We start from the raw sequence: 26,034 nt of genomic DNA, 5'->3' as shown, positions 1-26,034 counted from the left end.
ATCTGGCTAGACACGTACTCGAGCTCTCGAAGGTGATGAGCATTGCAGAGAGCGTGCGTTGCATCTTCGTAGCGTAGGTAGGGCTTCCAACCATCGTGTTGAGCGACACCGGTGAACCCTGGTAGCACATCCATCGCGTCCATCGCTAAGATGCCTCGTCTCGGGTGCACGAAGTACAAGGTGAGCGACTCGCTAGAGGCACCATGTACCCACCAGAGCTTGCCCCTTACTCGAGCGCCCGTCTCGTCGAAATGCACGACCTTGGCTCGACTGAGTCCCTCTCGCAGCGTCTCTATGAATGGTTCCACTCTCTTGGAGGCTTCAGCGACCATAGCACAGATAGCTCCGGTCGACACCGGTGTTGCGAGCATGTCCCTGAGCACCTCTGCTGTGCGAGCATAGGGTAAGTGTTGGCCGATCACCAGTGACACTGCGAGCGCTCGTACCCGAGGTCCATAACAGGTAGGCGCCTTAGCCTCTGGGGGAAAGCTAGCGACGCTCAAGGTTCCACACCTACAGCGACGCCTTTGTACCCGGTGCTCGATCACCTCAGGTGCCATAGGAGGCAGGTCAAAGACCTGGCGGGCCTCAGTGCCGATGATGTCTGCGTCCCTGAGATCGCGTCCACAGCTCTTACAGTTCGAGGGTGCATGATAGAGCACCTTGTCTGGGTGTGCGACCGGTAAAAGGCGTGCTCCCTTTGCTCCTGGCTGCTTGCCAGGGTGGCGCCCAGATGCACGCCGTAGCGAGCGCGGAGCTGGTTTTACATATCCGTCCGAGGAAGGGGGTTTGGAGGAGTTGTGCGAGTTGGTGTTGAGTCGGCCCTTAAGTTCTGCGACCTCACAGCGCAGTTCTGCGATGAGTCGATCCTGGTCCACCAGCTCCACGATGCGAGCCTCCAGCTTCTCGATCACCTCGGCTTGGGTCGCGACTTTGGCCTTGAGTGTCTCACAGTCACACACGAGCGTCGCGTAACTGGCCTGGCTCACGAAGCAGGGTTACCTTCACCGAGAAGCTTGGTCCGAAAGTTCCTAGAGAGCGGGTAGCAATAGATGTCTTTGACCCCGAGCGCGTAGGCCTTATTGCGGTCCAGCTTGCCTCGACCTTTGGTCTGGCCAACCCGAACCCAGTTAGCGGCCTTGTAGCAGGTGCCTGCATAGCGGCCGACATCGACGAAGGTCTCGAGCAGTACCGGGGCGTAGCCATAACGCTCAACCCAGTGCCCTGGCAGGGCTCGTGTCACGGCCCCAAGTAGGTGAGAGGCGAGATGAGGAACCCGCACCCAGGGCAGGATCAAGTAACGAGGGTTTCCCACTACCAGATGCAGGCGCTGCCTTCTCGTCTTGGCGTCCCAGCCAATGAAGGTGTCCCGATCTTGGAGTGCCCACGCAGCTGCGCCAAAGCCAATAGCACCGAGAGGTCGGCCGTTGGAAATAGCGAGGTAACGTAGTTGAGCACCCGAGGCGCGGGTGTAGCCGAGATAATGGAAGCGTCCGATGAGCTCATTCCATGTTGCGGAGTCAGAGCGGGTATCGACCTTAACAAGTGAGACAGAGTCGAGCTCGCCAAGCGAGCAGGCCAGCATAGGGCCCTCTTCGATCGTTGCCTCCAGGTGCCTCCTAGGAACTGGCTGTGGCCCTGTGGGTGCAGGTAGGGTAATAAGTCCGTCAGCCGCCATCTTGGCGAGTGCGACCCTCGCTGACATATCCTTTAGCCCACCGTCTGGCTTTGTCCACCCAAGGGATCGACAGAGCGCCCGCGAGATTGATGCCCGGGTAGGATACGCCGGGTCCAAACAGAGGGTGCGCACTATCTCCATCTCCACCTCGGTGAACTCCCGGCCAACATAGCGGTAAAGAGAACCGTCTGCGCTCTTCGATGCCTGCCTACTGTTTGCCGCCACGCTCTCGGTGACGATACTCTCGCTGGATGATTGCCCGATCTGGTTCACAGCACCAAAGCTACAGGACTTTCTAGCGTGTGTCCAGCCGGGGGAGCCTTCACTACCGGCATCCGCTAGAACGTATGCAACCAGCGCCCGACTGCACCTTGGACGTTCCTCGGACAGAGACACAACGAAGCTGCTGTCCGAGACGCGCTACGAACCCTTGAACCGCTTCGCCCTAGCGACCGAGAAACACTTCCCTCGCAGCTTCACCCGACTGACTCTCGGTGGTGACCTGAATAGTTACAATCAGTCTAGAGTGACGAACGTGCCAGAGTCGAGTAAAGAGGTTCACAATTCATTAACTTCGACCTGTAGATGCGTCCTAGAGGTTAGCTAACGCTGGCTCCGCTGGCGCCTTGATCCTGTGAGGCCTCCGTCGGTGCCGCTGGAGTGTCAAAGAAAAGTTTTTTAGCCTCTTCGAGGGTCATATCCGGACTAGGCAGAACTATGTCGGCCTTGGTCGCGTCGCTGTCTGCAAGTGCAGCTCCATTCGTCGTAACCAGCAATCCGAGCTGCTTAACCAGTTGGGCGAAGGAGTCGGCATCGTTCTTCTCTACTGCCATCTCGAGGGCGGCATCAAGACCATCAAGTGCAGGTCTAATTGAGTTGGCAATCCGAAAACGGCTCTGTCCGAGCACTCTCACGACGAAGGTGTCAACCGCCGATGATTCCTCATTCGATCCGCCACTGTCTGCAGAGGACTGGAGTGCTTTCGCATCGCTGGGTGTAGTCGATGTTTGCAGGCTTGCAGGCTGGGCCGGACTATTCAGCTCAGCCTTCATGGCGGCTAGCTGCAGATCAACATCGTTAGCCGAAGACTTTTGTGCAAGAGCGGCTTCGATATCGTCACCGTGCCCGCCCAGCGAAGGTGAGTCAAGAACGCCAGAGTTGGCGAGCTCTCCTACAGCAGCGGCCCGCGACTGCATCTGAGCGATCTTATCTTGAGCGCGATCCATCATCATGTTGACATCAGTCATCTGATCGGAGAGCCCTGTCAGATTCTCGAGCGCGGACGACGAAGCCTTCGCTGCGGTATATTGAGCCTTCATAGTGTCGCGTTGAGCGCGGAACGCCTCGATCTTGGAGTTGAGCGTGCGACCGGTCTCTTCCAACGCGCTCTCCTGTTGGGCGAGCTGGTTTATCTGAGGTGTGAGAGAGTCGATCTGAGGCTGGATCGCTGTTGCACGCTGCAGCGCCATTTTGGCGACGTCTTCCTGTCCTTGCTGGAGCGCCTGTCTGGCTTGACCCTGCAATTTGTCGTACTGCGCTTGGAGTTGCGCCCGTTGTGCCTCGAGTCGCTTTTGTGACGTGAGCACATCCGCGATCGACCTACGAACCTGTTGCAAATTTTCTTGCATCTTCTCATAGCTGAGATCGATGGCCTGTGTTGGATCCTCTACCTTATCAAGGAGCGCATTCGACTTCTGTTGGAAGACCTGAGAGACGCGTTTGAACATGCTCATGAAAGGATCTCCTTAACCCTATAGTGATACTGGCTAGAGCTATTACTCTATTACTCATCATGGTAGCAGAGAACGGGCAAGAATCGGGTGACGCCTTCAGCGCTACATCTGATGGTCTGGTAGATTCTTCAGACTTGTTCAAGTTAGCAGCGGAGGCGCAGGCACTAGAGACGGTAGGCCTTGAACGCGTGCTGGAGTTGTTCCAGGATCGTGTTCACACTGTGTCAAAGCGTAAGCAGCGTACCGATTACTTCGACGTCGGTTCCGAGCGTTTCACTCTAGAGCGTGATAGGGACGGACGGGTGCAGGCGAGTCGAGTCGATCATGTCGTTGGAGGCGTGCGCATTCGATCCGAAAATTTGAAGCTTTCGGACTGGATCGCGACGGCGCTGGTGCGCTTCCAAGCCGAGGCAGGCCAGAGCGCCATGGCACGATCAGCACTCGAGAGGCTTCTAGGACTGTCATGACGCAGTTGACAGTTCGTCGTGAGGCCGGTATCTGGGGAAGGATCAGCCGTCTCGACCTTCTTCTAGTGCTGAGTACGTTGGCCATTGGGGCATTTGGTGTAATCATGGTGTACTCGGCCACCAAGGTCCAGCTGATGCATGCGGGCATATCTGGCTACTATTACTTTGAACGTCAGGCGATCTATTTCGCCCTTGGGGTCGTGGTGATGGTCGTTCTCGCACTGATTGACTACCAGCGCTTAGCCCATTTCGCTTACATCATCTATGGCGCTAGTATCTTAGGGTTGCTCGCCGTTCTCTCTCCGGTCGGCACCTCTCAACTCGGTTCGCAACGCTGGTTTCAGTTGGGCCCTATTCAGGTACAGCCGTCCGAATTTGCACCTATTGGGGTTATCTTTGGAATATCCGCCTACGTGGCCAATCGAGAGGATCCACTTGACCTTCGAGCTGTGATTACCATCCTGCTGATGGGGGGTATCCCTATGGTACTGGTGATCAAACAGCCAGACCTTGGCACGGGAATCGTTATTGGGATTATAACCGCACTCCTGCTAGTGATGGCTGGCGTTCCAGCGCGTTATCTGCTGGCGCTCGTCATAATTGGTGTCGTTGGTATCGTCGCCATACTCCATGTCGGCTTTTTGAAGAGTTATCAGTTGCATAGATTGCTTTCGTTTCTCAATCCAAAAGCGAATGCCTCCTCCTTTGGTTACAACCTTGCGCAATCCAAGATAGCCATCGGCTCCGGACATATCTTTGGGGTTGGTCTGTTTAAGGGTTCTCAAACTACCCTGGCCTTTGTGCCCTCGCAACAGACTGACTTTATTTTCACAGCAATTGGAGAGCAGCTTGGTTTCGTTGGATGTGCAGGTCTCTTGTTGGGATATGCGATACTGATATGGAGACTCTGGAGCGCAATGCGCTGGTCGAAGGACATTACGGGAACGCTCATCGTCGCAGGCGGGCTAGCGTGGATTGGCTACTCCGTCTTCCAAAACGTGGGTATGACTATCGGAATCATGCCTATCACGGGCATTCCACTACCACTCATCAGCTATGGAGGCTCGGCTATGCTTGCCTTTCTCGCGATGGTTGGTCTCGCGCTGAACATAGGGTCCCAACGTGCCCGTGTTAGAGCCTGATAGCTTTAATCTCGCTGGTCTTGTTCCTTGTAGGCTCGTTCGCGTTGGCGTTGACCTTCCAGAGCCGTTTGCTCGAGTCACCCTGCTTCCAGATGACACCTCCTTGATGGAGTTTGAGATTCCGATCTCAATAGAGCAGGCGCGCCAACTGGCCCTCATTGTAGCCAAGGAACGCGCACCACGTCCGATGACAGCCGAACTCATGCAGGATGTATTGGCATCGTATGGCTTTAACGTTAGCTATGTCGCTTTGGACGAAGTTGTTGACGGTAATGTTCATGCGGTCTTGGCGCTATCTGGCCAAGATGGGAGGACGCGCCTATTTAGCGCTCGTCCATCCGATGCCATCATGCTGGCCCTGCTTCAACCGGTGCAAGCTCCAATTCTGGTGGCGCCCAACCTTGTGGGTCGAAGAGACGTGACCGATGGTCAAGCTGAGGATACTGTTCGTCAAATGAGTTCGGAAGAGGTTGGTTCCCAGGGTGCGTCGCATCCTCAGGCGGTCGACGCAGAAGTTGCAACTAGCACAGGCAACCCCTCCCCAGGTGGGGAAGATGAGTTAGCTAATCGGCGTCGCCACTAACTATCGATCCGACATTGGAGTCTTAAGCTAGTCGGAGTTGTTAACACGCACACATACACCCGCATGGCAGGATACACACACTGTCAAGTGGTCGATGCTACAGTTCAGGATAGTCAAGGCCAAGATCTAGAATCGGGCTTGAGTGCGTGAGGGCTCCTACAGCTATGTAGTCGACCCCGGTCTTGGCGATGGCACGTAGGTTTTCGAGTCCCACGCCACCCGATACCTCCAGTTGGCAGCGACCAGCACTAAGGCGAACGGCTTCATTTATCATTGTCACCGGCATGTTGTCGAGTAGGATGAGATCCACGCCGAGATCGAGGCATTCTTGAAGCTGTTCAAGACTGTCCACCTCCACCTCGAGTGGGCGAGCAGGTTGTTGTTGTCGTGCCCGTGACACCAGCTCGACCATCGGTGCAAAAGCTAGATGGTTGTCCTTAATGAGAAAGGCGTCCCATAGTCCGAGGCGATGATTGCTACCACCGCCGCATCGGACCGCGTATTTCTCGAGCATTCGCAGACCAGGAGTAGTTTTGCGGGTGTCACGGATGACAGCTCGCGTTCCAGAGACGGTGTTTACGTAGGCTCTAGTGAGGGTGGCAACACCGGAGAGATGACAGAGAAAGTTAAGCATGGTGCGCTCTGCTGCGAGCAGGATGGGAAGTTCTCCATGCAGGCGAGCGATCACGGTGCCGCTCGTGACGGCCTCACCATCTTTAATTATCGGATCCCATGAGGGAACTGGCCGCTCAAGCCGCTCTGCAACTCGGGCGAGAATTAGCGGAGCTAAATCTGCACCGACATAGATCCCAGAAGCGCGTGAGCCGAGTGTGAGTTCGACGGTTCGACGGTCAAGCAATGATCCCGTCAGGTCGACGGCTGCCGACTGAGAGGCGTTTTTAGACTCCTGTTCCGCGGTTTGATGGCCGCGTTGGTCACCGACGACTTCAGGATCGGTTAACAAGTCCTCGTCTAGAGCCAGGTCGATAAGTGTCATCGGTATCAAGAGAATCTCCTTACTCGTTGTGCTTTAGATCCATGGAGAAATTGGAGGCGATATAACGTATCCTCGGGTTGTTGGTCTGAGCGCGTATGAGACCCAACGCTACCGACCCTGCTCTCGGCCGCCTCCAACATCATCGTCACCAGCTCTGATGCTGCAACGTAGCGATGAGCTAAAAAGGGATCCATATCCTCAGTCTCATCGGCGGCGAGTGCCTCACGTGTTGTCTTAATCGTTGACCCCTCACGCTCGATTCCAAGGGCGGTGTCTACCGAATGCATAAGCCTGCTAAGGCTAGTCGCCCGGGTTGGGAGGCTACAGGAACTCGGGTGAGCGGTGGCGTTGTCTGGGAAAGAGGCAGATGCTAGATGCAACGCCGCGCGACGACCGAAGACCACGCCTTCTAGCAGCGAGTTAGACGCGAGTCGATTGGCACCATGAACCCCGCTATTGGCACACTCACCAACGGCATAGAGTCCAGCTATATTCGTCTCCCCGTAGGTCCCTGTAACGATACCGCCCATCGTGTAGTGAGCTGCGGGCCGTATCGGAACTGGGGTAGAGATTGGATCGAACCCCATCTCGCGACAGGCATTCACAAAACTTGGAAACTTGGCGGTGAGTTCGCACTCGTCGATCGGTCGGGTGTCGAGGTAAGCCTGACCTGAGTGACGGGAGATCGCTAGCGATACCTTATCTCTGGTAGCAAGTTCACCCGCTGGGTCATAGTCGAACAGAAAGCGCTTGCCGTCCTCATCGACGATCCATGCCCCCGCTCCTCGCAGAGCTTCGGTGGCTAGCACCAACGGAGAGGCCGACAGTGCTATTGCCGTTGGATGAAATTGGGTGAATTCAAGGTCTCCCACGATCGCACCGGCGCGATAGGCAGCGACAATACCGAGACCAAGGTTGGTCGGAGGCGAAGTGTGGTAACTCCAGAGTCCGGTAGCTCCGCCGGTTGCGAGTACAACCTTTGATGTGCGAAGCAGTGCGGCCGAGTTATCGTTCTCTATGAGGACTCCACTGACCCCAGTGTTGCTGGTCGCAATCTCAATCAGGCTTCCTGTTAGGACTACTAAGTTGGTTTTGCTTAATATCTTCTTCTCGAGCGCGCTCATTATGGCGGCACCAGTGGCATCACCGTTTGCATGCCAAATTCTAGGTAGTGCGTGCCCAGCCTCGCGTCCTGGTAACCCTTCGAAGGTAACCCCTAGATCGCTGAGAAATGCGATTGCCGCTGGTGCTTCACGCACCATCAGGTCCACCGCAACTCGATCACTCAAGCCACCGCCGGCCTGCAGGGTGTCGGCGATATGCTGATCCGCATCGTCAGGTGATTGACACGCTGCGGCGACCCCTCCCTTGGCCCAATGGCTCGATGTGATCCCTCTGCACTGGGCGACTACTGCGATGCGCAGGTTGGCAGGCAATGAGAGAGCCACCGTTGTTGCCGCTATCCCAGCACCAATTATGACGACGTCAAAAGAGTCATCGCTTGTAACCCGAATTTGCATCACCGAGTCCATGAACGTAGTTCTGGATGCACCATACGCTCTACCGCCAACCTGGCGCGGGCAGCGGTGTCTGGAACTACGACAACCTCATCAGTGGTCGACGTGATCGAGTCGAGCAATCTCTGTGGAGTGATGCGGTTCATATATGGGCATCTAGCCTCGGGGTTCACAGCCTCAAAGCGGACGTCAGGGTTAGCGGCTTGCAGATCCGACATGATCCCGATCTCAGTGGCCACCAGAACGTGCCGAGCAGTGGTTGTCTTTGCCTCCTCAATCATCTGATTTGTCGAGAGAATGCTCACTCGTTGACGCGTTGGTGCACTGCTGGGGTCAGCCAACTGGTAGAGCGCTGGGGTAGTGCATCCACATTCGGGGTGCACCATCAGGGTAGCCATCGGGTTATCGAGCATCTTGCTCTCGAGATGCTCTGGTGAGATGTCGGCATGCACGTGACACTCGCCCATCCATATGTGCATGTTTGGATGCCCAGTCATCCGCTGTACATAGGCGCCTAAAAATTGATCGGGAAGAAATAGCAGCTCACGATGGTGGGGTATCGATGCTACGATCTCTACGGCGTTGGCTGATGTGCAGCAGACGTCGGCCTGTGCCTTTACTGCAGCAGAGGTGTTGACGTAGGCCACGACAATTGCGTCAGGATATTCAGTTCTCCACGCCCTTAGGTCAGATTCGGTGATCGAGTCGGCCAGTGAACACTCAGCATCGTCGGCAGGGAGGACCACTCGCTTCTCGGGCGATAGTATCTTTGCGGTCTCCGCCATAAACCGCACGCCACAAAAGATGATGGTGGTGGCATCTGTGTCACTGGCTTGCCGTGATAGGTAGAGCGAATCACCGCTGATATCGGCCACCTCTTTGATCCAGGCCGGTTGGTAGTTGTGGGCGAGGATAATAGCGTTTTGTTGCTCGACCAGGCTACGAATCTCTCGTTGGTAACCTACCATGTCTGAGGGTGGTGCAATAATACTCATATTGAGCATTAGTCTATCGTCGCACCTCGTGTGCTCGATCGGACCTGGTAAAGAAGCGCCGGTCGGCCGAGTGATTGCGCCACAGCGATATCGATGGGCTCGAGAAATCCAGACTCAAGGATCTTTCTGCGAAAGTTCTGAGTATGCAGCGAAGTTCCAAGCAACATCTCTGTGCGCTGCTGGAGATAGGAGAGTGTGAATGCCACAGGCTCGATCTCCTCGATCACTGGCCTGCGATCAAGAGAACGGCGAAGCGTGTTTAGGGCCGCTGCCAGCAGGTCAAGATCGTGATCGGAGACTGGGGGGAGGTGGGCAGCGGCTTTCACGGAGTCGGTGGCAGCTGGTTCGCGGTGATCCTGGTCGGGAAGCAGGTGATAGAGCGGAACCCAGACGAGGTCGTCTCCGTTGACAAACTGACTCTTGGAGAATCCGTAGTAGCAGATGTCGATCAAGGGTGGATCTTGACTCAAATCTTGGTCGGTAATGCTCTGCATCAGCCTCGATACCGACAGGCCAACGGTTCGTTCTAGAAAGCGCATTGCATACTCATCTAGGGCAACGTCGAGTCTATCAATCGCTACCCGAAGGAGAGTAAGCCCTCCGGAAGAGTAGGAGAGGAGCACGTGCGGCTGTTGCATGCCAAGCTCGAATAACACGACGGCGATAGAGACTGATGGGCCTTGGTGGCGATGGCACATGAGTATAACGTTACCAGACGACCTTATTTAGGTGTGAAGATTGCTGTCCACGGAGGTTGAATCGCCTCCAACTGAGGCTGCTGAAGCGGGGTCAGAGATGGTTTTGGCTACTTGCAGTGGATCGTCCATCGATGCCAAAGCAGCTTCAAACCAATCAGTCAGACCCTTGACGACGCTTGCTGGCGGGGTGTCCCAGGAGTGGAGCTCGCGGTGGAGAGTCGCTCCCACCGAGCCGTTCATGCCGTTGCGGTCAAAATATCGGGTCAGAGCGCAGTCTTCAAGGCGTCCCCTTCTGTGCTGCACTGGACCATGCACAAAGGCCCAGTGATAGGCCATCGCCCCGAGGAGGGAGTGGAGCTCTTGATCCAAGTGGTGTTGATGCTGGTAGGAGAGTGCCCAGTCGGCTAACCTGTCGGCTGCCATTGGTCGTGCAATACCAAAGCCTTGACCGAAATCTGCTCCGAGACGAGTGGCTACTTCAGCTAACACCGGACTCTCGATCCCCTCTACTACCACCCTCTGTCCAGAGTCAGAGGCTGTAAGGATTAGAGTGCCTAGCAGGTTGATAACCCTCCTGGGATGGGTGTTCATACGGGCAACGAACTTATGATCTACCTTGACAAGTGTTGCTGGTATCTCGACGAGGCGTAGCCAGTTCGAATAGCCTGATCCCATATCGTCAATCGCGAGATGGAGTCCTAGAGATTGGAGCTCACGGAGACGTAAAAGATCTGGGGCGCGATGATGTTGGTCGGTTTCGAGGAGTTCGAGGGTGAGTCGATCGACTGAGAAGTCCCACTTGGCGAGGGTGGCGGCTAACCATGAAGGAAGCTGTGGGTCGTTGAGTGTGGACGCGTCTGTGTTGATTGCAAGACCAACGTCTAATCCTCGTAGGCGCCATCCTTGTTCTGCTGCTAGCAACGTCTCCAACCCGATACAAAATAGCTGCTTGCGTTCGCTGGCGCCGAGGATGCCAAGAAACGCATCCGGACCGATAACCGTTCCGTCCGAGCGTACAAGTCTTGCCAGTCCTTCAACCATAGCGAGTTGGCCCGACTTTAGGTCGATGATTGGCTGAACGTACATCTGAAGCCCGCCGGTCAGAAGGAGCTCGCGATAGCCGATTGCCTGCTCTCTAGCTAGGACGTTATCGGGAGTTGCTATCCGGTAGAAGAGATTTTCCCAACGCTGCTGGAGGCTCTGGTTGAAGCGACCGATCCAGTCAGATGAGAACTGACCTTGATAATGGCCAACCAGCAAGAGTAGTCCAATCGGGCGACCATCGAGATTCTGAATTGGGATCGCTGCCGCAGACCGAAGAGCCAAAGTATCGCTGGTCGCTTTCCAGGTCCCAAGGACACTACCATCGGTGATGTTGTCGGCGATGAGGATGTGCGCCTCTCGCCAGGCACGCGCACTGAGCATCTGCCCAGTGGGGTGTCGGGGATCGATTGCCACCTGGAACTCAGGAGCGTTCATGCTATCTGCGAGCACCCTCCCGCTTTGACCTGCGTAACCCTCGATGACGAGGTTGCCAGCATTCCCCTGTCTGGCTAGGCAGACGGCACCGATTCCTGGCAGAGAACCTATGGCGTCGAGTTCGGCCTGAATGATGTCGATCCAGAGTTGGTCCGCTGCTGGAAGCGGATTCGCAAATATACCAAAGTAGGCCTCAGTCACCGCAGTCATGGCGTGGAGTTCTGCGGATAAGTCATCTTCGATACGGCGTTCAAGAATAGTGACAACCCTCTGGAGATCGCGAGGTTGGCCGCTCATTTGGCTGAGTACGCCGGTAAGAGCCATCCGGTAAATGCTGGCTGCGTTCACTAAAATCTCAGTACTCAGACCCGTTAGCGCGAGTGCAACACCAATATCGTGGGCACATCTTTCCAGATCTACCCTCGCCAGTTCTGGTGTTAAGAGCGTTGAGAGATGTGCAATGAGTTGACCGAGTTTTGATCCGTACTCTTCGGCTGAGGGGCGTGAGGGAGCCTCTAGATTTGCGTTGGATGCCCCGACGGCAAGGTAGAAGTCATCGAGCACTTGGCTATTCAAGGCGTCGACATCGGACAGAAGCGTGGTCAGCAACGCAGCGGCACTTGGCCCATACGGAGAGTTGGTTGTCGGAGCCCTGGTTTCAGGGATGGCAACTGTGTCGGAACGTAGAGTCCACCAGCGGAGGCGTTCATGTTTTCCCTGCTTTGCTACGTAGAGGGCAGCGTCGGCTTCGCGGAGAAGCGCGTCGGGCTCAGTCGAGTTATCTGGGAACAGAGCGACACCGATGCTCATGTCTACTGCGACCCTATTGCTCTTGTCGAGTTCAAAGGGGGTCTCCACTGCCCGATGGAGTTTCGAAAGCACAGCATCGAGGCTCTCGAGCAACTCTGTCCGCGATCGACTGAGTCCGTTCAAAATGACCACGAACTCGTCACCGGCTAGCCGTATAATCGCGTCACCATCGCGAATATTGCTGGTCAACCGGCTGGATAGGGCGACAAGTAGCGCGTCGCCAGCGTGATGGCCGAAGCGGTCGTTCACCGGTTTGAAGTCATCCAGATCTATGACACCGATGGCAAAGTGGCAGCCCGTTGCCTTGGCATTCGCGATTGCCGCGTCTAGGAGGTTACCCAACACCCTCCGATTCGGGAGTCCCGTCAGTGCGTCGTGTTCAGCGAGATAGCTCAGTTCATCCTCGCGTTCCTTCTGGTCGAGGATATTTCTTGCGATCGCCGATAGGTATTGCACATGTCCACCAGAGTCGCGGTGTGCCATCAGCACTATTGAAAGAGGGATCGTGACGCCATCGCGACGTCTGATATTTATCTCACCCTCCCATCGGCCGGCAATCGCCGCCTCTTGCACAGAGTTAGAAAATTGTTCCCGTCCATCGACGTCGGCAATCAGGTCTAAGAACTGGCGCCCTTCGGCCGGAGTGTCGTGTCCGAGTCCAATCAGCTGACGTGCGCCGCTGTTGAGGTAGATCAGCTGCCCATGGCGATCGGTGATGCCTACACCATCCGAGGTGTAATCCAAAATAGCGAGCAGGCGTAGCTCCGCATCGATCGCAGCCTTCTCGTCTGTCAGATCCACCTCGACCACCACGATTCCTGAAGTAGTTCCGCGATCGTCGAGCAGCGGGTTGACCGATACGTGTACCCAAAGGCCTTCGCCCGTCTGGCTAGTCTGAAGCGCCTCCCAGTCAGTTAGTAGCTCGTGGGTACCTTCGCTATCGACTAGCTCGAGCAACTCCTCAAACTTGGGATCACCGAGGAGCTTGGCAGGGTCCGAACCGAGGATCTCATCTGGAGCAAAGGCAAATAGACGTAGAAACCCGTCGTTATACCATGTAATCTGGCCATCAAGGTCGAGAATAAAGACAGCCTCTGAGATCTGTGCTAAAGCCGTGGCTAGCCGATGGTTGTGCCGATGTTCCCGGATCTTACTGATGCCAGTGGCCAAGTCGTTGGCCAAGCGTTCAAAGAGCAGACGCTCCTCCAGTTCTGGCCCACCTTTCGGTCCAAAATAGACGGCGAGAATAGCATCTACCTCGCCATCGCAATGGATCGGGAGGGCATGGATTCCCATGAGTTGGTGTTGTTTGGCTACGGCTCGCCACGGTTCAAATCTTGGATCGCTAAGTGTCTTGGTGTCAAAGATCGCCTCACCACTACGCCATGCCTTACCGATGGGCCCTTGGCCCGCCTCGAGATCTTCACGAACCGATACGTGGACCTGGTCAAGATATCCAACCTCACCACAGCTCGCGATCGCCGTTATCTGTCCATCAGGTCTCGGGCGCCCAATCCACGCAAGCCGCACTGGATCCATCCGACAGATAAGTCGACAGATCTCTCTCAAGAATTCGTCTTCGTCTGGAGTGTCATGGATCAATTGGCTGGCACTAGCCAAAAGTTGCTGATACCGGTTGTTGCGCTTCAGCCGACGTCCATAGGAGTTGCGTTGCAGTCCAAATCCGAGACCTACCAATACGGCGATCGCGAGGACAATAATAGTTGTCAGCTCAATGGACACTGGAGTCGTTCTATCTCTCGACCGTAAGGACCGAACAGAGTAGCCTCGCTGGTGTTGCCAAAATCGACCCCATGTGATACCACCTCATAAATAAGTATCGTACTCTGGACGAAAATCTTGATTCAGGCTCGCAGCAATTCACTCGGATGATCGTGTAACGAGTTACTATTGCGAATCGCTAGGCGGTCATATTCGAGCAAGACCCACTATGGATATCTGATGACTTCAGGATTCGATCAGCGGACTCTCTCTCGGGTCTGCATGTTGATTGGATCGATGAGAGATGCGCACCAAGATGGCGAGCAGAATATAGTTGGCAAGCAGCGATGATCCGCCGTAGGCCAGGAATGGCAACGTCATTCCTGTCAGTGGCAGGACCCGGATAACGCCAGCAAGAATGAAGAAGGTTTGCAGGGCGAGAATGATGGTCATGGTCATTGCAAGGAGTGAGCTGAATTCACTATGTGCGCGTAGAGCGATACGGATTCCAGCACCGGTGAGGAGGAGAAAAGAGATAATGATCGCACTTGTTCCGAGCAGTCCAAGCTCCTGCCCAAAAGCGGCGAAGATGAAGTCGGAGGTTGCGACAGGTACCGTCGGGTGACTGAGCCCAAGGCCGGTTCCGCTAAGTCCGCCAATGCCAAAAGCGTATTGAGCCTGGATAAGTTGGTATCCGGTAGTTGCCGCGTATTTCCACGGGTCTAACCAGACCGTAATCCGTTGGTGCACCTGTGGTAGGACTGCTCCGCCAACCAATAGTCCTAATACAAAGGTAACGGCTCCGAACAAGAGGTAGATACGGTTGCCGGTGCCGATCCACATCACAATGACGAAGGTAATAAATATTAGGAGAGCGAATCCTACATCCTTCTCAACCGCCATAATCGCGAGCGCAATACCGAAGGTTAATGCGATTGGCCCAAAGCGTCGAAAGCCGCCACCGCGTAGCCGAGCTAGCAGATCCTTCTTTTCAACGATCAACGAGGCCAGAAAAATGGCGAGTAGTAGCTTTGCAATCTCCACCGGTTGGAAACTCAAGGTGCCAAAGTGGACCCACAGCCGTTCGCCTCCGATGTTCTCGCCCACCCCTGGCACTAGAGGGCTAAACAGGAGACCAATCCCAACGATGGCGAGCAGATATCGATACTTGTCTAGCGAGTCTGGATTGCGGACCAGGATCATAGTGGCAACATAAGCAGCAATCGATACGAGAGTCCACAGCGCCTGCAGTTGACCCTGTTGGGGATCGAGCACCCCAATCATCACGAATCCAAGACCGTTCAGCAGCGCCGCTAGCGGTAACAGTATCGCATCGGCATTAGCAGCGACGTAGCGGTTCGTGATATGAGCGCCGATCGGCGCGACTACGACAATGGCAAGCCAGGGATTGAATAGTGCGATATGCCCATTAGGGTGCAACCCGAAGAAGCCGAGTACCCACGCGAAGACGGTGATAACGTCGGAGATGATCACTAATTCGAGTTCTCGTCGACGCCGTTCGTACCCGCGAGTTCGAATCCTCACCTGCTCAGTTGTTTTCACGCTTTAGACTATAGCGCGTCGGCCACATCCATGTGAGGAGTGAGATGCAGCAATCGTATGAAGTGCCCTACGAGCCCGACGCAGGCGTTGGCGATCGCGAGTTGCCGCGGTACTTCAACAGAGAGCTATCTTGGCTTGAGTTTGGCTCAAGAGTACTTGAGCTAGCAGCTGACGATAGCCTCGGCATCTTGGCGAGGGCGAAGTTCTTTGCTATTTTTGGTGCGGGGCTCGACGAGTTTTTTCAGGTTCGTGTGGCTGGTCTCAAAGACCAGCTCCTCTCCTCGTTTACGATACGCTCGACTGACGGCCTGACTGCTCGAGAGCAGCTAAAGGCTATCCGTGGTCGGCTGCTAACGCTGATCGAGGAGGCAGAACGGAGTTACCAGTGCCAGCTGATGCCTCGGTTAGCTCAGCTGGGTGTACGAATCGAACGAGTTGAGAACCTACCCGGTTCCACCAAGGCACGTCTACGCAGGGCCTTCGAAGCGGATCTATATCCGGTGTTAACGCCGCTATCAGTTGACCCCTCTCATCCCTTTCCGTACATCTCGAATCTCTCCCTAAACCTGGCAGTAGCTGTACGCGAACCCTCAGACCATGAGGAGAAGTTTGCCCGCATCAAGGTGCCATCGAACTTTCCGAGATTGTATCCGATAGGCGGCGGATCCTTTGTACTGATTGAGGATCTCATTCAAAGCTTCGCTGACCTACTTTTCCCAGGGATGGAGATTGGTGAGACCGCACTTTTTCGAGTCACACGCAACACTGATCTGGTGCTTGAAGAGGGGGAGGCCGACGACCTGCTAGCTCTCGTAGAGACGGAGCTCCGTAGACGCCGCTTTGGGCGTGCAGTGCGTCTGGAGGTCGCAGCGGACTCCTCTGCCGCGATTCAAGCACTTTTAATCGACGAATTGGAACTCCATCGCGATGACGTCTACTCCACGAGTTTACCGTTGGACATGCGTTGTTTTTTCGAGATCTTTGATTTAGGGCTAGATGGTGAGCGAGGGCCAAGGGCAGCAGGACACACTCCGTTACCATTCGGTTACTCCGATGGTGAGGCGGTAGACATATTCGCCGCCCTAAAGAGCCGCGATGTGCTTGTCCACCATCCATACGATAGTTTTTCCTCCACCGTTGAGGCCTTTGTAGCGGCGGCGGCTAGAGATCCTGAAGTACTGGCTATCAAACAAACCCTGTATCGCACCTCAGGTGATTCGGCGATCGTCGGATCACTGATCGACGCAGCTGAGAGTGGCAAGCAAGTTGTGGTGATTGTAGAGGTTAAGGCTCGATTTGATGAGCTGGCGAACATTGGATGGGCGCGCAAACTCGAGGACGCCGGTGTTCACGTGGTCTACGGAGTCGTTGGGCTCAAGACCCACTGCAAAGCCATCATGGTGATTCGGCGTGAGAGTGGCGGCTTGGTGCGCTATTGCCATCTGGGTACGGGCAACTACAATGCGAAGACTGCAAAGAGTTATGAGGATATTGGCCTTTTCACGGTTGATCCAGAGATAGGTCACGATCTTGGAGAGGTGTTCAACTATCTGACTGGCTTCTCTCGACCTACGCACCTTGGCAAGCTGATACTCGCTCCTACGGAACTCCGAGCACGTATTACCGATTTGATTGAACGCGAGACTACTCGAGGCTGCGATGGCTATATCAGCTTCAAGGTGAATGGGCTGGTTGATCCAGCCATAATAGAGGCGCTATACCGGGCATCGCAGGCTGGAGTGGAGATTCGTGGACTCGTCCGCGGCATCTGTGCGCTTCGCCCCGGTGTTCCTGGCTTGTCTGAGCGAATCGTAATTCGCTCCATAGTCGGCGAGTTCCTCGAACACTCAAGGGTATTTGTCTTTGGTGATCTAGACGATCCCCGCTCCGAGGTCCTGGTTGGCTCCAGTGACTTAATGCAGCGCAATCTAGATCGTCGTGTCGAACTGCTGTTCCCGCTTCAGGATTCCGCGTTGCGTAGACGTGTCATCTTCATGTTGAAACTGGAGTGGGAGGATGATACGAACGCATGGACGTTAGATGGCGAGGGGCGGTGGAGTCGACTAGTGCCATCTCGAGGTATCTCCTCACAGCTCATCCTCAACGGGGAACAAGTTGAGGAATCATTGATCCATGGCTAGTGAACGCGAACTCAAAAGACAGCCACCCGACCTTGCCACAGCACGCGAGATGACAACAACGATCGTTGAACTCTGTGAAGGGGACAGCGGTGGCCCTGAGGTCTCGCGCTTGACCTCTCGCTATCTTGATACTTGCGATCAACTTCTTGGCCGCAGTGGAGTCGGCCTTCGTGCGCGAGGGGAATCATCAGGACAGCAGGCACGCTGGACAATAAAGGTTGGCGCAACGCCGGACGTCCGTGGGGTTGCCGAGGCGACTGAGATCGAGATAGATGGGTTGTGGAAGGAGATCCCAACCATCCTCTCCATGGGGCTTCGTGCTGTCGGCGTATCTGCAGAACTCGAAGAGATCGCTCGCCTGACAACCGTACGTGAACGCTGGATGCGAAGTTTTGCGAGTGCCGAGGTTGAGATTTGCATGGACTCAGTCACCGTCGAGCACCCAGCACAGTTCACGTTTTTCGAGATCGAGGTCGAGGCTCCCGAACGTCCGGTGCTAGATCAGCTCCTCGACCTCCTCGAGGCTTATTTTCCGGATGTGCCACCGAGTCAGGGTTCCAAGCTTTCGATGGCCCTCTCCAGAGGCGAGTCGTCCCTAACTGCAAGCAGGCAGCACGCGACGAAGGAGCTTGGTGTGAATTTGGTACGTTTTCTTGATGCGGCCGTTCCACTTCCTGCACCGTGGGCAACCGTCGATTCGGAGCATTTAGCTTGAGTTCGTTAATCGTGTCCGGCGGCGTAGTGGTTGCGGCGATGGACCTGGGTTCGAACTCCTTTCATCTCGCGGTATTTCGCGTTCGCTCTGACCTGGGACTCGAGCCTATTGCCAAGGAACGCGAGATGCTGCGTCTTGGAGAGCGTGTCTATCGAGACGGAGTCTTCAACGATGAGGCGATCCAGGAGGCGGTGGCGACGGTCGCTCGCTTTTTGTCGATCAGTCAAAGTTTTGGTGCTGAGGTTGTGGTTGCAAAGGCCACCGCATCGTTCCGCGATGCCGAGAATGCACAGGAGTTGATCGACGCGATTCATGGCCATACAGGTGTGAAGGTCCAGGTTATCAGCGGCCATGAGGAGGCATCACTTGTCTTCGATGCGATTCGTGCTGCATGCCACCTAGGGTCCCGGCCAGTCCTTGGTGCAGACCTCGGCGGTGGCAGTCTCGAGCTGATGCTAGGTGATCAACGCCAGCTCATTGCGGGTAGGAGCTTGCGCCTGGGTGTCGGCAGACTCCGGGCTAAATTTGGCGAGGATAATGTGCCCGCTCTCGATAACTACGTAGGTCATGAACTTCAAGAACCGTTAGCGACGATGGTCAACTATCATCCAACCCGGCTAATTCTCACGAGTGGAACGATGAATGCGATTGGTCGATTCGCACTTTCCCTAGACAGCGAGCATGACGAACTCGATGATGGACTTTTAGCGCGGACGGTGAGTCGACCGGCGTTGGAGGAGGCTACCTCCGTCATACGGGCAACATCAGTCGAAAGACGGAACTCACTAAAGGGAATCGATGCGCGCCGAGCGACCACGGTAGGCTTCGGTGCAGTAATCCTTGGTCATCTGCTCGACGCGATCTCGGTCGATGAGGTCTGGTTGTGTTCGTGGGCGCTTCGTGAAGGGATCGTACTCCACGAGGCCGAGAGCCAGGAGCACTTTGCGTTCTCAATTAATCGATCCGACCTTAGAGCAGACTCGGTTCGAGAACTCATGCTTCGCTATCGCGTCGATGCGGCTCATGCAAATTTTGTTACACGCCTAGCCCTCCAGATCTTTGACGCGTTGGTCAGCATGCACGGTCTCAATGCGGAGGCACGACAGCGTCTTGCGGTCGCCGCTCAACTCCATGATATCGGCGCGTTTATCAACCGCGATGAACATGACCGCCACGGCCAGTATTTAGTTACCGCCTCTCCTCCTCGCGGCTTCACTCGCCGCGAGATTGGAGTTGTGGGAGCCATCATCGGCGCCCACACCAAGGGTGAGGTAGTAGTACCTGCCGATCTGGGTGCAGATGATGGCTATGAGATTCAGGTAGGGGCAGCCATCGTGCGTCTTGCCGACGCCCTTGATAGATCGCACCAACAGCTGATCCAGGATCTGCACTGCACTGTTAGCGGTGCGGTGATCCATTTGAGACTCCGGGCGAGCAGCGATCTTAGCGCTGAGATGTACGCCCTGAGAAGAAAGCGTCGGCTTGTCGAGTCGATCCTAGCTTGCCAGCTACACGTCACTATCTCAGACGCCACGGATTAATCGATAACGTCTAGGATGGGGGTGACAATGGATCGGAGGAAGTCGTGCCGTATCCGGTGACAGGAGTTTCGCCTAAACAGCTTCCCGAGTGGGCTGCTCTCACACAGCACGCGAAGGAGATCAAGCAGACGGATTTGCGACGTCTATTTGCCGAGGACACCCGGCGCCTCAACTGGAGTTCAATCGAGGTGGGACCGTTACACCTCGATCTATCCAAAAACCTGATTCGCAAAGAGACGCTTGGCCTTCTCGTGGAGCTAGCGAGAGCACGATTCCTTCCTGACGCGATCGTGGCAATGCTAACCGGGGAGCATATCAATGTCTCCGAGGATCGCGCCGTTCTCCATGCCGCTTTGCGTCGTGGTGCAACCCTCTCCGGACCAATCGACGGTGTCAATGTCGGCCAAGAGGTTGAGGATGTGTTGGGACGCATGGAGCGCCTCAGCCGTGCCATTCGTTCGAATGAGCGCAGAGGGTGTACCGGCAAGCCGTTTTCAGCGATTGTCAATATCGGCATTGGGGGTTCAGACCTAGGTCCAGAGATGGTCACCAGGGCGCTCTATGACTTCAGTGACAAAGGGCGACGGATGCACTTTGTCTCAAATATCGACCCAACAGCCATCGGCGACATCTTTGAGGTGTGTGATCCAGAGACGACACTGTTCGTCGTGGTTTCGAAGACTTTTGGAACCCTTGAGACCTTGACCAATGCTAAGGCTGCTAGACAATGGATTCTCGCATCACTGGGTGATCACGCCGACGCAGTTGAGAAGCACTTTGTCGCCGTATCTACCAACGCAAAACTGGTATCAGACTTCGGAATTGACCCTGAAAACATGTTTGGATTTTGGGATTTTATTGGTGGTCGCTATTCAGTTGATTCTGCAGTCGGACTCGCTATTATGCTCGCGATCGGGCCCGAGCGCTTCAGATCGTTTCTCGGCGGATTTGCTGCAATCGATGCACATCTAAGGGAGACGCCGCTGGACGAGAACGGCCCGGTCCTACTCGGGCTACTCTCTGTCTGGTATAGGAACTTCTTCGGCACTCAGTCGCAAGCGGTGCTTCCCTACAGCGAACGACTAGCAAGGTTCCCAGCCTACCTGCAACAACTCACGATGGAATCCAACGGTAAGTCGGTTAGAATAGACGGCTCGACTGTGGACTACGGCACAGGTGCGGTCTATTGGGGTGAGCCCGGGACCGATGGGCAACACGCCTTTTATCAGCTGTTGCATCAGGGAACTATCCTGATACCAGCGGACTTTGTCCTCTTCGCGGAACCACTCGGAGGGCCCGATGCACAGCAAGACCTGCTTTTCGCGAACGGACTTGCACAGACACGAGCACTGGCATTTGGTCGAAACGACGCTGAACTCGAGGCTCTAGGCGTGCCGGAATACCTACGGCCGGCCCGACGGATGCCGGGCAATCGACCCACCACAACCATACTGGCGCAACGTTTAACCCCTGAGGTTCTCGGCAGCTTGATCGCGCTCTACGAGCACAGCGTCTTTACCCAGGGTGTCATCTGGGGTATCGATTCATTTGATCAGTGGGGTGTGGAGCTTGGCAAGGAGCTGGCATCCGAGCTAGTACCGATGCTAACATCGGCTGGAGCGCCTGATCTGGGGGCGTTCGATGCCTCCACGGTTGATCTTGTCTCCCGATATCGACATATGAGAGGACGACCATCATGACCGATCAGAAGCAAGACTTTGGAGGCTTGCGGGCTCCCGACGTATATGACGTTGCCTCAAATGCTCTCCGATTTTTGGCAGTTGACGCCGTAGAGCAGGCGAACTCTGGACACCCTGGAACGCCAATGGCAATGGCGCCAGTGATCTACCGGCTCTTCACTCAAGTGCTACGACACGACTCGAAACAGCCGGACTGGCCAGACAGGGATCGCTTTGTACTCTCAGGTGGCCATGCTTCGATGTTGCTCTACGGTGCCTTGCATCTCTCCGGCTACGATCTTGCGATCGATGATCTCAAGCGTTTTCGGCGTTATCCGTCGCGCTGCCCTGGTCACCCAGAGAGAGGCATGACGCCTGGTGTGGAGGTGACTACTGGCCCGCTTGGCCAAGGTGTCGCCAATGCGGTTGGTCTTGCGCTCGCGGAGCGAATGGCGGCTGACGAGTTTAACGTTCCGGAGGCGGCGGTAGTCGATCACCGTACCTGGGTACTGTGTGGCGATGGTGACATGATGGAGGGAATCGCCTCTGAGGCATCATCACTCGCAGGCCATCTTCGTTTAGAGAAGTTGACTATCCTCTACGACTCCAACGCGGTAACGCTAGACGGACCAAGTTCACTCTCGTTGGACGAAGAGGTCGCAACCCGGTATTTGGCTTATGGGTTCCGGGTTTTGCGGATTACTGACGTCGATGATTTTGATCAAGTGGATGCCACGCTATTGACCGCCATGCAGACCAAGGGTCAGCCAACGCTGGTGATCATGAACTCACACATTGGCATGGGGAGCCCATTCCACGACGATCATCGAGCTCATGGTGCAGCGCTAGGCGCGGAGGCCGTGCTCTCCACTCGCGAACAGCTTCAGTGGCCGCACCCACCATTCGTAGTCCCAGACGAGGCATATGCTGCTTGGCGACCCGATCGACAGTCCGGATATGAAGAGTGGGTCGATTGCTGCCAGCGGGCATCGACAGCTGACCCTGAACGATTCGCAGAGTACAAGCGTCGTGTACTAGACCAGGTGCTCGGAGAGTCGGCGTTCGAGTGGCCAGAGTACGAAGATGGTTCATCGGTCTCTACTCGAGTTGCCCTTGGAGCTGCTCTGCGTGCCGCCGCCGATCGAATTCCCGAGATAGTCGGAGGCGCTGCCGACGTCGAAAGTTCAACTGAAACTAGACTCAGTACCCAAATCACTTGGCCTAATTACCAGGGGCGAGATATATATTTTGGCGTTCGCGAGCATGCCATGGCCGCTATCACCAACGGCATTGGCGCACATGGCGGTTTCCTCCCATTTGCCAGTACGTTCTTCGTGTTCTCCGACTACCTGAAGCCGGCGCTGCGTCTCTCCTCAATCATGGAGTTGCATACGCTGTTCATCTTCACCCATGACTCCATTGCCCTCGGTGAGGACGGTACGACTCATCAACCTGTCGAGCAGCTGGCTGGATTGAGGGCCATGCCTGGGATCGTCGTTTTACGTCCTGCTGACGCTCGGGAGACTAGCGCGAGTGTTGCATTCGCACTTCGCCGTACTAAGGGACCTACGGTGCTGGTTCTCTCGCGTCAAGGGTTGCCGGTTCTAGCTGGCACAGCCGAAGTGTCTACCGATTCACTATCCGGTCATCGCCTACGCGACGGCGATGACCTCACCCTGGTGGCCACCGGATCAGAGGTAAGTTTGGCGCTTGATGCTGCGAAACTTCTTGAGAGTCAAGGCATCATGACCGGGGTGGTCTCGGTGCCCTCGTTGGAGTTGCTTCGTGCTCGTCCCGCCGAGGAGAGGGAGGCCCTGCTCGGTACGGCACCGAGAGTTGCGTTGGAGGCTGCCTCTTCGTTTGGATGGTACGAGTTTGTCGACTCAGTCATTGGCATGAATAGGTTCGGTGGCTCAGGGCGAAAGGATGAGGTCCTAGAGGCCTTTGGATTCACGCCGGAGCAAGTGGTAGGTTCAGTTCGCGCGATACTTGGAGGTAAGTAATGCAAGGTATTCGATCACTAGCGACATTGGGGCAAAGTGTTTGGCTCGATTCGATATCTAGGAAACTGCTTGATACCGGAACGCTAGCGCATTACGTAAAGGATGTAGGTATCACCGGACTCACATCGAACCCCTCAATTCTCGCCCATGCAATTGGGCATTCAGACGACTATGACTTAGCGCTCCGACGCTTCGAGGCTGGGGGTGTCCTCGACCCAGAGGAGATGATCTACGAACTGGCCATCGTTGACTTGACCGACGCCGCGAAACTCCTCCATGGAGCCTGGGAGGCCAGTGGTGGCCGGGATGGCTTCATATCGATCGAGGTTCCACCGGAGTACGCGAACTCGGTCCCTGAGACGATATCATGGGCGCGTCGACTGCGCAGTCGTTTTACGTTGGAGAATGTTCTAGTCAAGGTGCCGGGGACTGCAGCCGGGGCGCAGGCGATCCGTGATCTGATCGCGGACGGAATCGGGATCAACGTCACACTGCTCTTCGGAGTCGAACACTATGTCGCAGCTGCCACCGCCTTTTTGGATGGACTCGAACTACGCCAGCGTGCAGGGCTTAGCCTTGACGTACCCTCTGTCGCGTCGGTCTTCGTCTCCCGATGGGATTCAGCTGCGAATCCAAAGCTGCCCTCCGAACTACAACAACAGACTGGACTCGCCATCATGCAGGGTATCTGGGCAGCTCATCAACAGATACTCGCGACAGAACGCTGCCAGGAGCTCTGTAACGGAGTTGATAGGATGCAGCGCGTTCTCTGGGCCTCAACGTCCACAAAGGACCCAGACTATCCAGACACCTTCTATGTGTCAGCATTAGCAGCTCCCGGAACCGTGAACACGATGCCCGAGGGGACACTCCTTGCATTTGACGACCATGGGGAGATCGATCCAATCTTCGATAACGCATTGGAGCGTTCGCAAGAGACATGCAGCCGACTAGCCGCAGCTGGCCTGGATCTTGAGGATCTCGCTGCGCAACTACAGGTAGAAGGTGCCAAAAGCTTTACCGATGATTGGAATTCCCTCCTGGACCTGGTAGCACAGAAACTAAAGCACTAGGAATGTTTGGCGTCGGCGATCGGAAGTTCTCCACAACATAGATCAGGTACCACGCAGTGCGACTGTTCGTTGCTGGTGCTATCAGTGTTTTGAGTTCGTGAGCAGCCGTGTCGGTATTGCAGTTTCGTGGACTTCGTCGTCGTCGCGTTCAACTCGGTACGCTGTCTTCCCTTCAATCTCCGTTACAGCTTCAATCAACCGTGTTCCTTGGTAGACAAGTCCAGTACCGTCTTCTGTCGCATAACCGTTGGGCAGAGTACCATCTGCGATCAGCTGCTGGAACAGTGGACGCCTCCGGGGTTCGGAATCATAATGGACTCCGTTGGAGTAGGGTAGCAGCGCCAATCCGTTGGTCACTGGGGAGAGATCTGGACTGAAGGAGTCGGTCGTTCCTCCGATATGCCAACATAGCGAGCCGGCGGAGACGCCAGCTAGTACAACCCCAGCCCTCCACGCCTCCTTCAAAATTGTGTCAAGGCCATGAAGTCGCCAAAGGGCGAGTAGGTTGGCGACGCTTCCTCCGCCCACCCAGATCACATCGTGGCTGAGTACGTAGCCACTCAGGTCATCGGCGTTTGGCATCGGGAAAAGTCTAAGCAGATCCACTGCGATCCCAGCTTCCTGGCCTGCTTCGATCATGCGCAGACCATGACCGGCCTCGTCTCCCATCGCTGTACCCACGTATAGGAGCTGCGGCTTATCAACGCCGCTGAGTTCCAGGGCGTAGTTCAGCAGTGGGCCAAAGGCCACTTCAGTGCGTCGACCTCGCATGAGTCCGCCTGAGGTAGCAAGGATTGTGGGCTCTCGGTCTGTCATGGTTCCATTGTAGAAAGCAAAACTCGTGATCGCTGATATCTTCTTTAGACTTAGTGAGGTGACTAGACAGTTAATAGTACGCGAATTAGACGCCAGTTTTGCTGATCGTGCTGGTGAGCTCCTGAGACAGGCTTACCAACAGATTTACCCCAACGGCACCGCCGATGGCTATCTGGATCGGGTTGCTGAGGTGGGGGAGCGGCTTACCAAGGCTACTGTCCTTGGTTGCTTTCTCGGTCTGGAGCTCACGGGATGCACAACGCTGGTGTTGGACCACAACTCAGAGTTCGCCGAGGGTCTCATTGAGGGTGAGGCAGGGCTCAGAATGTTGGGCGTCGACCCTAAATTCCAACGCCTCGGTGTAGCCAGGATGCTCGTGGGCCAGTGTTTGGTAAGAGCTGTGGAGCACGACAAGGGAGCCCTCCTGCTCCATACCGACAAGAAGATGGTGGCTGCCCAAAGCCTGTATGAGCATATGGCGTTTTCACGTGTACCCGATCGCGACCTCAGTTTCCCTGAGGTTGAACTCCTCTGTTACCGGCGTGCGCTGGTTGATTGACGCTATTGGTCCACTTGAGATCTACAAATTGCTGGCCGTCTCGACCGGTTGCTCGATTCAGCTGTGGTTGTAAGCTTCGAACGTTTTTTGGGTTGACGGCGGTGGCGCAGAGCGGGCTAGCTT

At 55.5% G+C, this 26,034-nt stretch carries 20 protein-coding genes; 10 read left to right on the top strand and 10 right to left on the bottom strand.

All coding sequences use genetic code 11. The features are described from left to right. The 3 genes from tnpC to FEAC_RS01855 all read right to left on the bottom strand — a co-directional run. Positions 1–989: IS66 family transposase (tnpC, locus tag FEAC_RS01865; RefSeq protein ID WP_052565240.1), on the bottom strand; the 989-nt coding region annotated here is incomplete at its 3' end. Further along, a complete protein-coding gene (locus FEAC_RS01860; protein ID WP_152623023.1) occupies positions 986–1,951 on the bottom strand; it encodes a DUF4338 domain-containing protein in 966 nt (321 codons plus the stop codon). The genes FEAC_RS01860 and tnpC, both read right to left, overlap by 4 nt. 326 nt (positions 1,952–2,277) lie before the next feature. Continuing rightward, a complete protein-coding gene (locus FEAC_RS01855) occupies positions 2,278–3,411 on the bottom strand; it encodes a PspA/IM30 family protein (RefSeq protein ID WP_052565238.1) in 1,134 nt (377 codons plus the stop codon). Between the two features lie 134 nt (positions 3,412–3,545). Between FEAC_RS01855 and FEAC_RS01850 the strand changes: the two genes are divergently transcribed. The 3 genes from FEAC_RS01850 to FEAC_RS01840 are packed head-to-tail and all read left to right on the top strand — an operon-like array spanning position 3,546 to position 5,603. Then, positions 3,546–3,878: a hypothetical protein gene (locus tag FEAC_RS01850; protein WP_152623022.1), complete on the top strand. Its 333-nt coding sequence runs from the start codon at positions 3,546–3,548 to the stop codon at positions 3,876–3,878. Further along, a complete protein-coding gene (rodA, locus tag FEAC_RS01845) occupies positions 3,875–5,020 on the top strand; it encodes a rod shape-determining protein RodA (RefSeq protein ID WP_052565236.1) in 1,146 nt (381 codons plus the stop codon). The genes FEAC_RS01850 and rodA overlap by 4 nt, the downstream gene beginning before the upstream one ends. Beyond that, on the top strand, positions 5,001–5,603 hold the full coding sequence (locus FEAC_RS01840) for a bifunctional nuclease family protein (RefSeq protein WP_052565234.1): 603 nt from the start codon (positions 5,001–5,003) through the stop codon (positions 5,601–5,603). Before rodA ends, FEAC_RS01840 begins: the two co-directional genes overlap by 20 nt. 97 nt (positions 5,604–5,700) lie before the next feature. Here the strand turns inward: FEAC_RS01840 and nadC are convergent, their stop codons facing one another. The 6 genes from nadC to FEAC_RS01810 form a co-directional block, all read right to left on the bottom strand. After that, the gene (gene nadC, locus FEAC_RS01835; RefSeq protein WP_169741628.1) at positions 5,701–6,600 is read right to left on the bottom strand and encodes a carboxylating nicotinate-nucleotide diphosphorylase; all 900 of its coding nucleotides are present in this window, start codon (positions 6,598–6,600) and stop codon (positions 5,701–5,703) included. 5 nt (positions 6,601–6,605) lie between these two features. After that, positions 6,606–8,120, bottom strand: coding sequence for an L-aspartate oxidase (locus tag FEAC_RS01830; RefSeq protein ID WP_160290307.1), 1,515 nt, complete (start codon positions 8,118–8,120; stop codon positions 6,606–6,608). Continuing rightward, complete coding sequence (nadA, locus tag FEAC_RS01825; protein WP_035388507.1) at positions 8,120–9,112, bottom strand: quinolinate synthase NadA; 993 nt, start codon at positions 9,110–9,112, stop codon at positions 8,120–8,122. The genes FEAC_RS01830 and nadA overlap by 1 nt, the downstream gene beginning before the upstream one ends. Before the next feature lie 8 nt (positions 9,113–9,120). After that, the gene (locus FEAC_RS01820; protein ID WP_152623020.1) at positions 9,121–9,750 is read right to left on the bottom strand and encodes an NrtR DNA-binding winged helix domain-containing protein; all 630 of its coding nucleotides are present in this window, start codon (positions 9,748–9,750) and stop codon (positions 9,121–9,123) included. 87 nt (positions 9,751–9,837) lie between these two features. Beyond that, positions 9,838–13,842, bottom strand: coding sequence for a diguanylate cyclase domain-containing protein (locus FEAC_RS01815; RefSeq protein WP_035388423.1), 4,005 nt, complete (start codon positions 13,840–13,842; stop codon positions 9,838–9,840). A 225-nt stretch (positions 13,843–14,067) separates the two neighbouring features. Next, positions 14,068–15,366 (bottom strand): FtsW/RodA/SpoVE family cell cycle protein, encoded by a 1,299-nt coding sequence (locus FEAC_RS01810; protein ID WP_152623019.1) that lies wholly within the window; start codon positions 15,364–15,366, stop codon positions 14,068–14,070. 62 nt (positions 15,367–15,428) lie between these two features. On the opposite strand from FEAC_RS01810, the gene ppk1 reads away from it, so the two are divergent. From ppk1 to FEAC_RS01780, 6 genes are read left to right on the top strand one after another with little or no spacing between them, the layout of a single operon-like run. Next, on the top strand, positions 15,429–17,525 hold the full coding sequence (gene ppk1, locus FEAC_RS01805; protein ID WP_052565224.1) for a polyphosphate kinase 1: 2,097 nt from the start codon (positions 15,429–15,431) through the stop codon (positions 17,523–17,525). After that, positions 17,518–18,240, top strand: coding sequence for a CYTH domain-containing protein (locus FEAC_RS01800; RefSeq protein ID WP_035388422.1), 723 nt, complete (start codon positions 17,518–17,520; stop codon positions 18,238–18,240). The genes ppk1 and FEAC_RS01800 overlap by 8 nt, the downstream gene beginning before the upstream one ends. Then, entirely contained in the window at positions 18,237–19,781 is a 1,545-nt protein-coding gene (locus tag FEAC_RS01795; RefSeq protein ID WP_152623018.1) for a Ppx/GppA phosphatase family protein, read from the top strand. Before FEAC_RS01800 ends, FEAC_RS01795 begins: the two co-directional genes overlap by 4 nt. A gap of 44 nt (positions 19,782–19,825) precedes the next feature. Further along, positions 19,826–21,481: a glucose-6-phosphate isomerase gene (gene pgi, locus FEAC_RS01790; RefSeq protein ID WP_236684580.1), complete on the top strand. Its 1,656-nt coding sequence runs from the start codon at positions 19,826–19,828 to the stop codon at positions 21,479–21,481. Continuing rightward, entirely contained in the window at positions 21,478–23,463 is a 1,986-nt protein-coding gene (tkt, locus tag FEAC_RS01785; RefSeq protein ID WP_035388420.1) for a transketolase, read from the top strand. Before pgi ends, tkt begins: the two co-directional genes overlap by 4 nt. Continuing rightward, positions 23,463–24,536 (top strand): transaldolase, encoded by a 1,074-nt coding sequence (locus FEAC_RS01780; RefSeq protein ID WP_035388419.1) that lies wholly within the window; start codon positions 23,463–23,465, stop codon positions 24,534–24,536. Before tkt ends, FEAC_RS01780 begins: the two co-directional genes overlap by 1 nt. An 81-nt stretch (positions 24,537–24,617) precedes the next feature. Here FEAC_RS01780 and FEAC_RS01775 read toward each other — a convergent pair whose 3' ends face one another. Continuing rightward, on the bottom strand, positions 24,618–25,352 hold the full coding sequence (locus FEAC_RS01775) for a Type 1 glutamine amidotransferase-like domain-containing protein (RefSeq protein WP_035388416.1): 735 nt from the start codon (positions 25,350–25,352) through the stop codon (positions 24,618–24,620). A 58-nt stretch (positions 25,353–25,410) separates the two neighbouring features. On the opposite strand from FEAC_RS01775, the gene FEAC_RS01770 reads away from it, so the two are divergent. Beyond that, entirely contained in the window at positions 25,411–25,911 is a 501-nt protein-coding gene (locus FEAC_RS01770; RefSeq protein WP_160290306.1) for a GNAT family N-acetyltransferase, read from the top strand. The last annotated feature ends 123 nt before the right edge of the window (positions 25,912–26,034 follow it).

The organism is Ferrimicrobium acidiphilum DSM 19497, from assembly GCF_000949255.1.
Lineage (GTDB): Bacteria > Actinomycetota > Acidimicrobiia > Acidimicrobiales > Acidimicrobiaceae > Ferrimicrobium > Ferrimicrobium acidiphilum.
Note: the sequence above shows the minus strand (reverse complement) of the source record. Positions and strands in the feature narration are given on the sequence as shown.